The 14557-nt window shown below is 33.5% G+C and carries 13 protein-coding genes and 1 pseudogene; 6 read left to right on the forward strand and 8 right to left on the reverse strand.

What is annotated here, in order from left to right:
• The first annotated feature begins 89 nt into the window (after positions 1-89).
• The 5 genes from MUA37_RS12930 to MUA37_RS12950 all read left to right on the forward strand — a co-directional run bounded on the left by MUA37_RS12930 (position 90) and on the right by MUA37_RS12950 (position 3083).
• Positions 90-812 (forward strand): MerR family transcriptional regulator, encoded by a 723-nt coding sequence (locus MUA37_RS12930; protein WP_262624700.1) that lies wholly within the window; start codon positions 90-92, stop codon positions 810-812.
• Positions 813-942: 130 nt separating this feature from the next.
• The gene (gene cidR / locus MUA37_RS12935) at positions 943-1830 is read left to right on the forward strand and encodes a cidABC operon transcriptional activator CidR (protein WP_103388654.1); all 888 of its coding nucleotides are present in this window, start codon (positions 943-945) and stop codon (positions 1828-1830) included.
• 112 nt (positions 1831-1942) lie between these two features.
• Positions 1943-2479, forward strand: coding sequence for an acyl-CoA thioesterase (locus tag MUA37_RS12940; RefSeq protein ID WP_002510599.1), 537 nt, complete (start codon positions 1943-1945; stop codon positions 2477-2479).
• Positions 2476-2850 (forward strand): hypothetical protein, encoded by a 375-nt coding sequence (locus MUA37_RS12945; RefSeq protein ID WP_002510600.1) that lies wholly within the window; start codon positions 2476-2478, stop codon positions 2848-2850. The genes MUA37_RS12940 and MUA37_RS12945 overlap by 4 nt, the downstream gene beginning before the upstream one ends.
• A 35-nt stretch (positions 2851-2885) precedes the next feature.
• Complete coding sequence (locus MUA37_RS12950) at positions 2886-3083, forward strand: hypothetical protein (RefSeq protein ID WP_002510601.1); 198 nt, start codon at positions 2886-2888, stop codon at positions 3081-3083.
• 53 nt (positions 3084-3136) lie between these two features.
• Here MUA37_RS12950 and MUA37_RS12955 read toward each other — a convergent pair whose 3' ends face one another.
• Complete coding sequence (locus MUA37_RS12955) at positions 3137-3817, reverse strand: hypothetical protein (protein ID WP_021459412.1); 681 nt, start codon at positions 3815-3817, stop codon at positions 3137-3139.
• 80 nt (positions 3818-3897) lie between these two features.
• Positions 3898-5703, reverse strand: coding sequence for a purple acid phosphatase family protein (locus MUA37_RS12960; RefSeq protein WP_021459413.1), 1806 nt, complete (start codon positions 5701-5703; stop codon positions 3898-3900).
• Positions 5704-6475: 772 nt separating this feature from the next.
• Between MUA37_RS12960 and MUA37_RS12965 the strand changes: the two are divergent.
• A pseudogene (locus MUA37_RS12965) lies at positions 6476-8042 on the forward strand (IS3 family transposase).
• 121 nt (positions 8043-8163) lie between these two features.
• On the opposite strand, the gene MUA37_RS12970 reads toward MUA37_RS12965, so the two are convergent.
• The 6 genes from MUA37_RS12970 to rpmH form a co-directional block, all read right to left on the reverse strand.
• Positions 8164-9003 (reverse strand): ParB/RepB/Spo0J family partition protein, encoded by an 840-nt coding sequence (locus MUA37_RS12970; protein ID WP_103388662.1) that lies wholly within the window; start codon positions 9001-9003, stop codon positions 8164-8166.
• A 35-nt stretch (positions 9004-9038) separates the two neighbouring features.
• On the reverse strand, positions 9039-9758 hold the full coding sequence (gene rsmG / locus MUA37_RS12975; protein WP_103388663.1) for a 16S rRNA (guanine(527)-N(7))-methyltransferase RsmG: 720 nt from the start codon (positions 9756-9758) through the stop codon (positions 9039-9041).
• Between the two features lies 1 nt (position 9759).
• The gene (gene mnmG / locus MUA37_RS12980) at positions 9760-11637 is read right to left on the reverse strand and encodes a tRNA uridine-5-carboxymethylaminomethyl(34) synthesis enzyme MnmG (protein ID WP_103388664.1); all 1878 of its coding nucleotides are present in this window, start codon (positions 11635-11637) and stop codon (positions 9760-9762) included.
• Between the two features lie 15 nt (positions 11638-11652).
• Complete coding sequence (mnmE, locus tag MUA37_RS12985) at positions 11653-13032, reverse strand: tRNA uridine-5-carboxymethylaminomethyl(34) synthesis GTPase MnmE (protein ID WP_193325444.1); 1380 nt, start codon at positions 13030-13032, stop codon at positions 11653-11655.
• A gap of 155 nt (positions 13033-13187) precedes the next feature.
• Entirely contained in the window at positions 13188-13535 is a 348-nt protein-coding gene (gene rnpA / locus MUA37_RS12990; RefSeq protein ID WP_103388665.1) for a ribonuclease P protein component, read from the reverse strand.
• A 185-nt stretch (positions 13536-13720) separates the two neighbouring features.
• Entirely contained in the window at positions 13721-13858 is a 138-nt protein-coding gene (gene rpmH / locus MUA37_RS12995) for a 50S ribosomal protein L34 (protein WP_002510608.1), read from the reverse strand.
• Positions 13859-14557 lie beyond the last annotated feature (699 nt).

The following is a 14557-nucleotide window of genomic DNA, read 5'->3' on the forward strand; positions in this document are numbered from 1 at the left end:
TATTTCTAAACTTTACTGCTACAAATTGTGGAATAACATTGACCCTGACTTAACGTAATAGTTTATAACAAGAGTATGGAGGTGAACAAATGACACAATATTTAACAGGTGAATTAGCGAAACTTTGTTCTATATCAACTCGGACATTACAATATTATGATAAAAAAGACCTACTTAAACCGGCCTATATCCAAGATAATAATTACAGAATTTATACTGATAATGAAGTTGAACGATTAAAAATGATACTCACACTAAAAGATATGGGCTTTAGTTTAAAAGATATTAAAACATTATTAATTAATAATCATGATATGAAAACTATTTATTTACTACTAGAGCAAAAAATCATACAGGATGAACAAAAAATAGCGAAAACTCAGCAAAAAATTAAGCATATGAAACAAGTAAAAAGTATGATTACGGAATCTTCAACTTCTCCATTACCTAAAATAAATGTCATTGAAACTATTTTGGCCAACAATAAAAATACCCAGAAGTTATACAAAAAATTATTTGTTACTGGTGCTATGGGTACATTATTTCAAGTTATCGGTTTATCGCTGAGCATTGTCATGAAAAGTTATCTACCATTAATCATAGCCTTACTTTTAGGTGTTATTTGTGCGATTCAACTAACTAACCGCTTCTATAACTCTATAATGTATATGTGTCCGCACTGTCACACAGAATTCAAACCAAGTATTTTACCATGGATATTGGCTAAACATACACCCAAGACACGCTATTTAAGTTGTCCAAACTGTCATCAATCACATCATTGTGTTGAAATAGTTGTTACTACTCATTGACTTTGGTAAGGATATCTTGTATCTCAAATCTTTCCTTTATCTCTATTGTTTTTTATCTTATGCTATACTCAATTAATTACAAATAATAAAATAATCAAGATACATAATAATAGAGATAGAGGGTGAACTTATGGAACTTAGACACATGGAATACTTTGTAGAAGTTGTAAAACAAAAGAGTATGACGAAGGCCGCAACGGAACTATTTGTTACACAACCTACGATTAGTAACACCATAAAATTATTGGAAGCTGAGCTGGACGTTACGTTATTTAACAGATATAAAAATCAAATTTACTTAACTGATGCCGGTGAAGCTTTCTTCTTTCAATGCAAAGAAATGCTAAAAATGTATGATAATATTCCTAATGAATTACGCAATTTATTAGAATTAAAAACCGGACATTTAAAAATTGGAATTCCAGCCATTATTAACATCCGCAGACTCATTCATCTGATTTCCCAATTTCATGAAACTTACCCGAATGTCACCTTTCAATTATTTGAAAGTGGTAGTAAAACGATTGAACATGATGTGTATTATGGAGATCTAGACATGGGTATTACAGTATTACCTACTAATAATAAAAATTTCAATACCTTCTCTTTTATTGAAGAAAAATTAAAATTAGTCGTTCATAAAGATCATCGGTTAGCCCAACATCAAACAGTGAATATTGATGAATTGGCAGATGAAGAGTTCATCTTATTTAATTCTGATTTCTTTTTAAATGACAAAATTAAAGAAACGTGTCGCAATTACGGCTTTAATCCTAATATTATTTTCGAGACGTCACAGTGGAGTTTTATAGAGGAAATGTTATTAACTAATATGGGTGTTTGTATACTACCCGAAGGCATCTTGCAATTATTAGATACGCATTTGCAAGCAATAGAAATCACTGATGCCACAATGAAATGGGAACTCGCTATCATTTGGCGCAAAGATATCATCGTAGACTCTTTAACTAAAGATTGGATTAAATATATCCAAGAAAACTACTTACTGAATCCTTAAAGTATAAAGGCATTCACAAAATTTATATCCTTATAAAAAAAGGATATTTTATATTTATGGACTCCCAAACTATAATTTAACTTGTAAAAATTATAGAAATGGGAGTTTTTTGATGGAGAATTATAAATATCCGAGTGATAGTAAAATTGTCAGTACAGATCAAGTGTTAATTAACGATTTAAACAATTACAACACATTGTTTGGTGGCGTATTAATGAAAAAAATTGATAACAATGCTACGTTATCAGCTAGAAGACATGCACGTGTGAAAGAATGTGTCACTGCTTCCACAGATTCAGTAGAGTTTTTACATCCTATTACACAATCTGATTCAGTTTGTGTAGAGTCTAGCGTAGTATACACTGGTGAAAAATCTATGGAAATTTTTTGTAAAGTCATTGCTGAAGATATGATTACTGCAGAACGAAAAATTGCAGCAATAGCTTTCCTTACTTTTGTTGCCTTGGATGAAAATAAACGCCCTATTAAAGTTCCAAAAATCAAACCTCAAACTGCAGAAGAACATTTGTTATTTAGCGATGGTGAAAATCGCGCAAATATTCGTAAGATGAAACGCCTACAAAGTAAATCGATGATTGCTTCACTTAATATTAAAAAACCATGGGAATTAGAGGAGTGTGTAAAATGATTAGTGAAATGGATGAACTTAAACAAGTAAAATCAAATTTAGAACAGTTGCACAATGAAGCGCCGCATATTTACGCAAAATTAGAATATATCGCTAGTTTAACAAGACAATTAAGTATTCATTATAAATATTTAGGATTACTTATGTTTTCCAACGATGCTGAACTTGTCCAAAATAATAGACCTACTTTAATTAGAGAATCTGTGTTAGCTTTATATGAACAAGAAGTCGAAAAAGTTAAAGCAGAACAAAATTTTATATTATTTAAAAATATGATGTTGAACTTACACAACGTGGACTACCCTCAAATGTTCTTAATTATTTTAGGTGCTGAACCAAACTTTGTCTTTCACAATAATATTATTAAATAACTACCGATTACATTGAATTAAAAGAGGCGTCAACTATGAAAATTTCTGAGTGTAGATACTTATGTATCACTAACAATGCATCATTTGAACAAGGAAAACTATACTGGCTCTTTCCCACAACAGTATCGACGTTCGATGACCATTTTTCTTATGTCTCAAATGAAGGCCAGTTACTAACTGAAGAATATAAAAATCATAATTTCATTAAAAATGATGTTTCACGTGAATCTTAAAAATAGCGCTAAAACTAAGGTTTTATACCTTTATTTTAGCGCTATCGCTTTATCTATTCATTGTTATATTTAGTTAATAACTTTTTGTAATAGTTGTTAAGTGCTTTATTTTCACTCACTTTGAACATTTGATTCGGGCTTAAGTTCGGATCTTTATCGGTATGGTCTTTAGGGGCAAAGCCTGATGATAATGTGATATCTTCAGCACCCGTAAACTGATATTCATAGACTTTACCATTATCTGCAAATAGATATTTTGTTATTGGTTTGTCGGTGTCTGCTACTGTGTTATAGCCTTCGATATTGGATAAGTTGTTAGCAGCTGGATCTTTGCCTGTTGTACCTTCGTTAGAAGTATACGTTACTGCTCCAGTCACAGTATGCACATCAAACGCTTTAGGCCCTGGTTCACCTCTATTACTCACTTGAATCTCACCGTCTTCAGTTCCTGCATACCAATCACCGTCTGACATGCTACCACTACCAAAATAACGGTTAGATACGGCTTTTCCGTTGTCCTTTTCATGTTCAGAGAGCCATGTTAATAGTTGTTTTTTTATTGCTTGTTTATCTTCATCACTAACGGAATCATTAGCTTTTTTATCTTGTTGCGTGGATTGTGAATGGGCAACTTTATCGGTTGATTGTTCAGTTGCTTGCTTGTCATTACTACAGCTCGCCAACAACATGCCAGTTAGTGTGATCAGTATGACACCTTTAATTGTCTGTTTCATTTTATATCACACCTCTTTTTCCAAAGAAACCAATCAGAGGCTGGGACATAGTTAATTTGTCCTAGCCTCATTTGGTTTAATTATTTATCGTCTTTTTGAATACCAAATTCATCTACTAATTCAATATTCCGTTGCTCACCTTTACTAATGTCACCACTCAATTGATATATTTTAACTTTTAATGTATTATCTTCTACTTCATAAACAGAGAAGTTTTGAGCAGATGAATCACGATTATTTGAGTGACTATCATTAAAGGCTTCTGATTCTTGTGGCTGTTTACCTACTTTGAATAAACTATTATAGTGTTCTAAATCTTTTTCAGTTAACCAACTTAGTTCTGGTCTTACCTTTTTAATATGTTCTAGTGAACGATCATAAATACTGTCATATTCTTTCGTACCACCTGTATTTGGTAATACATAAACTGAGCCTTTCGGATTATCATAATAAGGCACGTTGTCTTCACCAACTACTTGTTTAGTATCTTCTTTTTTCGCGTTAACAAAGCTATTCTTAGTCGATGTATGTTCTAGCGGATGTGTACGTGATAAGACGTGGTCATGACCTTGTAACACTAAATCAATATCTAAGTCATCTATTTGTTTTGTTAATTCTGCTCTAATCTTTTTCACATCTTCATCTGATAATGCGTGATATGATTTAGAGTACATTGGTTTGTGTAAGTTTAACACTACCCAGTTTGCTCCATTCTCTCTTGCTTTTTTGATATCTTTCTTAATCCATTCCATTTGTTCCTTACCAATTGCTTTTTCATCTGGATTATCTTTTGATTTCTTGTTGTCATTTGTGTTGGCAACTACCATGTGCGCACCGTTATAATCAAATGAATAATAAGATCCTCCATTGATAGCATCATTTTCTTTCGGTACGTTTACATGCTCATTGAATTTAGTTAATAATTTTTCATCCTCTTCGCTTAATGCATATTCATCATGGTTACCTGCTGTAGCAACTACTGGCAATGACATAAACGATGGACGTGATTGTTTATATAAATCTTTCCATTCATCTTCAACTTCTGCTGTTTCTACAAAATCTCCTGTGTGCAGTGCAAAACTAGGCTCGCCAGCAGTCTTAATCGCATTTTTTAATGTGTCTGCTCCAAACATTGCTTCATTTCTTACATTTTCATTCCAAAAGGCATTTTGTGTATCTGTATATTGCACGAAGCTAAATGGATCACCTTTATCTCCTGCAGTTTTAAATTGTCCGATTTGACTTTGTTTACCCGACTCGCTACCTACTTTATAGTAGTATTTTGTATTCGGTTTTAAGTCCTTGGCTTGTGCTTTATATGTATATTCCGGTTCGCTTATTAAATCTGTTTTACCATGTTTATCGCCACTCAACCATTCCGGACCACTAGCATGCTTATCAGTATAATAGCCGTTAACCTTTTCTTTGCCGTCTTTATTTTTAATTGGTTCGCCTTCATCATTTTTGGCAATATCTTTGAAAATGATGTTACCATGTTTATCTCTTTCAAGATATTTAGAATTTACTTTTTTAGCTTTGGCATCAACTGTTTTAGCATCTTTAAAGTTTTTCGATTCTGATACCCATACTTTAGCATCTTCAAATTTATCTGATGTATACCAACTAAATCCCATTTCTGATTGTGGATTACCATTAATATTAGTAATAATACGGTTTGGTTTATTATGTTTTGGTATGTCCGCAACCTCAGGTTTACTATCTAATAATTTGATTTTATTATTGCTTTGTTGCTGCGATGTAGCATTGGGTTCTGTGTTTGCTGACGCATTTGCTGTTGATGTTTCAGGGCTAATAATAAGACTAAATAATAAAACAAAACTCGTTGCAGCACGTAATGCAGTCGATTGGTGCTTTTTCTGTATCATCTATATTCTCCTCCAAGAAATCGTATTAGGTCTCACATCACCATTCTAGCAACATTAAATTAATCCTATATTAAGTTGATATATTCTATGTAAATTATATTTTAATATTATATAAAACCTAAGATAACCAATGATAATTTATTGAAATTGCAACAGTAGTTAAAAATATGCATCCTGCTATGTTATGTAACAAACGAATTGGTACAACACCTCAAAGGTCATGACTTGAATAGTTCAATGCATTTAACCACAAAACCATTAACATTATTTCCCAGAAAATAATCCGTTGTCTGCTTTGGCATTGTACATGAAAGGTTATTGGATAACGAACATAGTGAACCATATTGTCTGTAGTGCAATTCCAACATACAAGTATGATTTTATCGTTAACAAGTTCATTGATCAATTATACGAATCGACATTGTTTTTGAATAACTAAATACATGTTGTACCGATTTTGTAACGTGCTGACGCCCGGGGGAATCATATGAGTGAGAGACTATATGTTCGAACCATACCCCATGCAAGCATGCACGATCAAAATTCCAGTTCGCTTATCAATTGATTCAATATTATAACCACTATTTAACATATATCACAAAATTTTTTATATACGATTGGCAGTGATTTGGGGCGACTCCTGAGGAAAAAGCACTAGCCACAAACTACAGGCTAAGGCAGTGCCCGCGGAAAGCGTGTATAAAAACAGCCAAATATAAAATAAGAGGTTGGACACGATTGATATGCTCCCTTCAAAGTAGACATTAAAAAAATGAAAACTTTGAAGGGAGTATTTTTATGTCTAGAAAATTAATTGACTTAGATTTATTACAATCAGTTTTTAATAATTATGAAAATGGTATGAGTTTCGAAAGCATTGTAGAAATAGTTGATGTTAATCTATCTCCAGAATATCTCCGTTATATGTACAATAGGTATTTAACAAACGGCTTATATTCTTTAATACGTAACTCACAAAATAATAAGTATTCATTTCAATTTAAAATGAATGTAGTTCAGGAATATTTGGATAATGATATATCTTATAAAAAATTGGCCATTAAATATAATATTCCTGCCCATGAAACTGTACGCAAATGGGTAAATCGTTATACTGGAAGAAAAGAGAATACCAATTATTCTCCAAAACAAGAGGTGTATACGATGAAAGGTAAAACAACAACATTCAAAGAACGTCTTATAATTGTAGAATACTATTTAGATAATGAAATTAGTTATAAAGATTGTGCTAAAAAATATGATGTTAGTTACGGTCAGTTGTACCAATGGGTACAAAAGTATAAATCACATGGCCGTGATGGCCTCCAAGACGGTAGAGGCAAAGGCAAACCTAAATCTATATTAACACCAGAAGAACAGAGAGAAGCTGAAATCCAAGAACTAAAAGATCGAAATAAAATATTAGAAATGGAAAATAAAGTCTTAAAAAAATATCAAGAAATAGAAAGAGAGATGATAAATCAACAAGCAAAAAAATCGCAGCATATGAAACGATTGAAGCGCTAAGAAATGAATTTCCAATTAAACATTTATGCCAAACTTTAAATATTTCACGCGCAAGTTATTATAAATGGTTACATCGAAAGCCCACACAAAAAGAATTTGAAAATAAAATATTAATAAAAGAAATCAAACACATTTATGAAAAATATAAAGGCATTTATGGATATAGACGAATTTATATTTATATTCGCCTATATTTGCATAAAAAAGTAAATCATAAACGTGTTTATCGGTTAATGAATCAACTAAATTTAAAAGCAGTTATCCGCCGTAAACGCAAGCGCTATAAGCCTTGTACTCCTCAAACGATAGCCGAAAACGAATTAAATCGTGAGTTTCAAGAAAGAGAGGCTAATAAAAAATGGCTAACAGATGTAACTGAGTTCCAACTTGAAAATGGAAGTAAAATATATCTTAGTGCAATATATGATTTGGGAACAGGTAAAATCGTAAGTCATTATTTGGGAAATTCAAATAACAATCAACTCGTATTTAAAACATTTGATAAGGCAGTCAAGACTGTAACTAGTACCGAAGGTATTATATTTCATAGCGATCGTGGTTTTCAGTATACTTCCCGATTATTTAAAAATAAGTTAAATCACCATAAGATGATACAAAGTATGTCTCGTGTTGGAAAGTGTATTGATAATGGTCCTATGGAAGGTGTTTGGGGAATTATTAAATCTGAGATTTATAGAGGTTCTAAACGGTTTAAATTCGAAAGTATAGAAGAAGCATTTCAAGTTATAAATAAATATATAAAGTTTTTTAATAATGAAAGAATTACATTAAAAATGGCTAATCTCGCATAAAACGAGACTAACCAATTTTTTAATTATTTACTTGTCTACTTGACTGGGTGCAGTTCAGATCGATTCGTCCCAACCTCTTATTTTGAGCGAGGAGTGTTTATCCTCCATACTCTTTTAACCGTTACCTTTTATAAAGTTTAATTTTTATTTCGTAATAATCGTCATGATCTTTTGTTTTTTGTTCCACGTGGATTCCTGTTTGCTCAATGGCTTCGATACTTTTCCCAACTTCTTCACGTGCCTGTGTTAAATCTTTAGCAAATTGGAAAGTTTGAGCTTTAACTTTTTCAGGGCCCATTTGCTGTTTCACACGTGCTTCTGTCTGTTTGACATTAAGTTGTTGAGCAATAACTATTTCAACCAATTCTTCTTGTTCAGCCTCTGATAAACTTAGCATAGCACGCGCATGGCGTTCTGTAATTTTGCCTTCACGTAAGCGTACAATTACTTGAGGAGCCAATTTTAATAAACGTAATTTATTAGCAACAAAGCTTTGGCTTTTTCCTACACTTTTTGCAAGTTCACTTTGCGTAGTATCACCAATATCTAACAATTTTTTATAGGCTTCCGCTTCTTCAATCACCGATAAGTTTTCACGTTGGATATTTTCGATAAGTGCTACTACTGCTGTTTCTTCATCATCCAATGCACGAATAATCACATCTGCATGCGTTTGTTGCAATGATTGGAGCGCTCTAAAACGACGCTCACCTGCAATAATTTCAAACATATCTTCTTCGATTGGACGTACTACGATTGGTTGAAGTAACCCGTGCTCTTCTATTGATTCTGCAAGTTCTTTTATCTTATTTGGCTCAAATACTTGTCTTGGTTGATAACGGTTAGGTACGATACGCTCCACGTGGATTGATTCTACGCTATTATTATAATCTTCTTCGATATAACCAATGATGTCGTCTTTATTCTTTAAACCAAATAATTTAGAAAAAGGTTTTTTCATGATTCATGCGCTCCCTCTAAATTAATTGTCTGTTTTTACTTTTCAAGTAACGGTGCTTTATTTGGTGTCCCTGGTTTTCTTGGATATTTTTTCGGTGTTAAGCTACGCTTTTCAATAATCATCATTTGGCGTTCGCCCGCTTCTTCGGGCAATTCATAAGAAATTAGCTGTTCTAATTTTCCACCAAATACACCGATGCCAAATTTAGCGTCTTCTAATTCTTCATCACCTTTAGCCGATTTTAAAGCGATAAATCGACCGCCTTTTTTCACTAGTGGTATACATAGTTCACTAAGGACAGATAAACGCGCAACGGCACGTGCCGTCACAATGTCATATGACTCCCTGTAGTCTCCCTTGCCAAACGTTTCCGCACGGTCGTGAACAAAGCTTACGTTTTCCAATCCTAAATTATCAGCTAATTGATTTAAAAACTGAATACGTTTATTCAATGAATCGACAATTGTTACTTGTAATTCTGGATAGATAATTTTTAATGGAATACTTGGAAAACCTGCACCTGCACCGACATCACAAATACTATAATCTTGTTGAAAGTCTGCATAAAAACTTGGTGCTATGGAGTCATAGAAATGCTTTAAATACACATCATGTTCTTCAGTAATACTTGTTAAATTCATTTTGTCATTCCAAGACACTAGCATATCATAATACGTTTGAAATTGTTGTTGTTGCTTAGCTGTTAAGGTAATGCCATGTTCACTTAGCTGCTCAGTTAACCATGTCACACTCATATTATTGCTCCACCTTTTGGATTTTCCCTTGCTCTAAATATACTAACAAGATGGAAATATCTGCTGGATTAACACCAGAAATACGTGAAGCTTGCGCAATATTTAAAGGCTTAACTTCAATTAATTTTTCACGTGCTTCTGTAGCAAGACTGTCTACCTTAGTATAATCTAGATCCTCAGGTATTTTCTTTTCTTCCATACGTTTTACTTTTTCAACTTGTTGTAATGATTTATTGATATAACCTTCATATTTCGTTTGAATTTCCACTTGTTCTGATACATCTTCAGGTAATTTGTGACTTTCTTCCAAAATGTCTAAGATAATATCATATGTCATTTCAGGACGACGTAGTAACTCTATTGCGAGAATACCATCTTTAAGAATAGAACCACCTTGTGCTTCGATAATGTCTTGCACACGTTGATGTGGTTTAATACGAATATTAGCTAAACGCTCTTGTTCTGCTTTGATTAAATCACGTTTTTCATTAAATCGTGCATAGCGTTCTTCTGACACCATACCTAATTCATGACCTAAATCTGTAAGACGTAAGTCCGCGTTATCGTGACGTAACAACAAACGATATTCAGCACGTGATGTTAATAGACGGTAAGGTTCATTAGTACCTTTAGTTACAAGGTCATCAATTAATACACCGATGTAGGCATCTGAACGGCTTAAAATTGTTTCCTCTTTACCTAAGACACGTCCTGCAGCGTTAATACCAGCCATAATACCTTGACCAGCCGCTTCTTCATAACCTGAAGTACCGTTGATTTGACCTGCAGTATATAGGTTTTTAATTTTTTTAGTTTCTAATGTCGGCCATAACTGTGTTGGCACAATCGCATCATATTCAATCGCATAACCCGCACGCATCATATCTGCTTTTTCTAAACCAGGAATTGTTTCTAACATTTGACGTTGTACGTGTTCTGGTAAGCTTGTAGATAAGCCTTGCACGTAAACTTCATTGGTATTGCGTCCTTCTGGTTCTAAGAATAATTGATGGCGTGGTTTATCGTTAAAACGTACGAATTTATCTTCAATAGATGGACAATATCTTGGACCTGTACCTTTAATCATACCTGAGTACATCGCTGATAAATGTAAGTTGTCATCGATAACTTTATGCGTGGATTCATTAGTATATGTTAACCAACATGGAAGTTGATCTAAAATATATTCTGTAGTTTCGAAACTGAACGCTCTGCCAACGTCATCACCGGGTTGGATTTCTGTTTTGTCATAATCTATAGTTTTAGCGTTAACACGTGGTGGTGTTCCTGTTTTGAATCTCACAACGTCAAAGCCAAGACCTCTTAAATTATCTGCAAGTGTGACAGATGGTAATTGATGGTTTGGACCACTTGAATATTTCATGTTTCCTAAAATGATTTCGCCACGTAAAAATGTACCTGTCGTAACAATAACTGCTTCTGCATAATATTCCGATTGAATATTCGTACGTACACCCTTAATTACGTCGTCTTCGATAATTAATTCATCGACCATGCCTTGCATAACGTCTAAGTTATCTTCTTCTTCTAAAACACGTTTCATTTCTTGTTGATACAATACTTTATCTGCTTGTGCTCTTAACGCTCTTACTGCAGGTCCTTTACCTGTATTTAACATACGCATTTGAATGTGTGTTTTATCGATTGCTTTAGCCATTTGACCACCTAAAGCATCTATTTCACGAACTACAATCCCTTTCGCAGGACCACCTACAGATGGATTACAAGGCATAAATGCAATATTATCCAAGTTAATTGTTAACATTAACGTTTTAGCACCACGTCTTGCAGAAGCTAAACCAGCTTCAATTCCAGCATGTCCGGCTCCGATTACAATGACATCATATTTTTGAGCCATAATTATTTCCTCCTTTTATTTTCCTAAACAGAACTGACTAAATAGTTGATCTATAAGTTCATCACTAGCGGATTCTCCGATAATTTCACCTAAAATTTCCCATGTGCGTGTTAAATCAATCTGTACCATATCCATTGGCACACCAGACTCTGCTGCATCTATTGCATCTTGAATGGCATTTCTAGCCTGCTTTAACAGTGAGATATGTCGTGAGTTAGATACATACGTCATATCTTGGTTTTGTACGTCGCCACCAAAGAATAAATCTCTAATTTGGATTTCCAACTGATCAATACCTTCTTGTTTTAACATTGATGTTTGAATCAGTGGCATATCACCAATCATAGCTTGAACTTCGCTTAAATCTAAATGTTGTTCCAAGTCCATCTTATTCACGATGACAACCGCATCTTCATTTTTAATTACTTCATAAAGCTTTCTATCTTCTTCAGTTAAAGCTTCGTTATAGTTTAAGACGAATAATACTAAATCCGCTTCGCTCAATGCTTTACGAGAACGTTCAACACCAATACGCTCCACGATGTCTTCGGTATCTCTAATACCTGCAGTATCCACTAGACGTAATGGTACTCCTCTGACATTGACGTACTCTTCTAAAGTATCACGTGTCGTACCCGCAACTTCCGTGACAATAGCTTTATTATCTTGAATTAAATTATTTAACATCGATGACTTACCAACATTTGGTTTACCTACTATTACTGTGGATAGACCTTCACGCATAATTTTACCTTGTGTACCTGTATCCAGTAATTTATTAATTTCAGCCTTAATGTCTGTTGACTGTTTTAATAAAAATTCAGTTGTAGCATCTTCTACATCATCATATTCCGGGTAATCAATATTTACTTCTACTTGTGCAAGGATTTCGAGTATGGATTGACGCTGTCGTTTGATCATATCACTTAAGCGACCTTCAATTTGATTCATCGCAACTTTCGAAGCGCGATCAGTTTTAGAACGTATAAAGTCCATAACTGCTTCTGCTTGGGACAAATCAATACGTCCATTTAAAAATGCACGTTTCGTAAATTCGCCAGGTTCTGCCATACGTGCGCCGTGTGTCATCGTCAATTCTAAGACACGGTTTATGGTTAAAATACCACCGTGACAGTTAATTTCAACAATATCTTCACGTGTAAATGTCTTAGGTGCACGTAATACAGAAATCATAACTTCTTCTACTACTTCATTTGTTTCTGGATCAATGATATGACCATAATTAATTGTATGTGATTGGACTTCAGCTAAAAGACGTTTACCTTTATATAAGGTATCCGCTATGTCTACAGCTTGTGCACCTGATAGTCGTACAATGCCAATCGCACCCTCCCCCATTGGGGTTGATATACTCGTAATCGTGTCTAATTCCATCATCCATCTCGCCTCCTTGTAACTAAATTATCATTATAATATTGTAAAGACTTTGGACTGAAAAAGCTAATATCATGAATTACATTTTTCACAATTCAGTCTTCCGTTTGTCTGAGGTAAGGCTAACGTACGTCTAAATATTACCTTCCCCTACCCTATCGAATACGCTTATTGAATACTTTCGCAATTTTTAAGACGTGTTCCAAACTTGCTTGAATTTGCAGTGCTGACATATCTTTGGCAGGTTGCCTCGCGATAACAATAATTTCTGTTGCTATAATATCGTCTTTATGTACTTTAAACGTTTCTCTAACGCCACGCTTAATTCGATTTCTAACGACGGCATTACCAATTTTCTTAGATACGCTTATCCCTAATCTAAAATGCGTTAATGTTTTATTCGGTTTGGTATAAACAACAAACTGTCTGTTTGCCACTGATTTACCTTTTTTATAAACAAATTGAAAATCTTTATTTTTTTTAATGCGGTACTGTTTCTCCACGTCATATCACTCGCCTATCTGTTATCCATTTCCTCATCCAGACGTATTTCTTCTATATAATGGTTAATTTTAATGTGTATTGCTATCAGCTTCAAATCATTAAGATTGTTTAACATTACAATTAACTTTACGTCTCCAAAAAGTGATTTAAAACCAAAAAAAAGACCACTGATGAGTCAGTGATCTTATGCAGATAAAACTTTACGGCCTTTACGACGACGACGCGCTAGAACTTTGCGGCCATTGCTAGTGCTCATGCGTTTTCTGAAACCATGAACTTTACTATGTTTACGTTTATTTGGTTGATAAGTACGTTTTACCATGCAAAAACACCTCCATCTTTATTCAGTTATCTAAACGATTATATAGATAAATTTTAGTATACGTTTCTGCTAATAAGTCTTGATTTAACTCAATTATTTTCTAGTCATAATTCAAGCAACTACTAAAATATAACAAATTCTAATTTATAAAGCAAGCACCAATTTACTCATATAGTGAAGAAATATGAAATTTATTTGACTTTCTTATTATGTAATTGGCGCCAAATCCGAACAATATGCCTCCGATTTTACTAGCAATTCAAAAGACGAACATCATTATACATTTTCCATACAATTCATATAAATTATTTCCCAACTCCCCAAAATGCCTTTTTTCTGTTATAATTAAAAACTTCGCAACTTATCCACTTATACACAGTTTATTTGTTCAAAATTGTGGATAATATTATCTATATACACAACCCATTCGCAGATTTACAAACATATTCACAGTCATTTGACATCTTAACCTGTTAAAACGTATAATTATGTGGATAAGTCAGCTAATTGTTGATACATAAAGGGTTGCATTTAGTAGATTTACCGAAAAATGCTGTGTATAACAATGAAATTAATCTAAGTTATCCACTGATTGTTATTAACTTGTGGATAATTATTAACACCCTGTGATTATAGTTATTCACATGTGTTATTTTTGTGTATAAGTCAAAAATTTTAGTGAAAGATGGAGTAGTTAAT

Origin of the sequence: Staphylococcus arlettae (assembly GCF_025560845.1) — a bacterium.
Classification (GTDB): Bacteria; Bacillota; Bacilli; order Staphylococcales; family Staphylococcaceae; genus Staphylococcus; species Staphylococcus arlettae.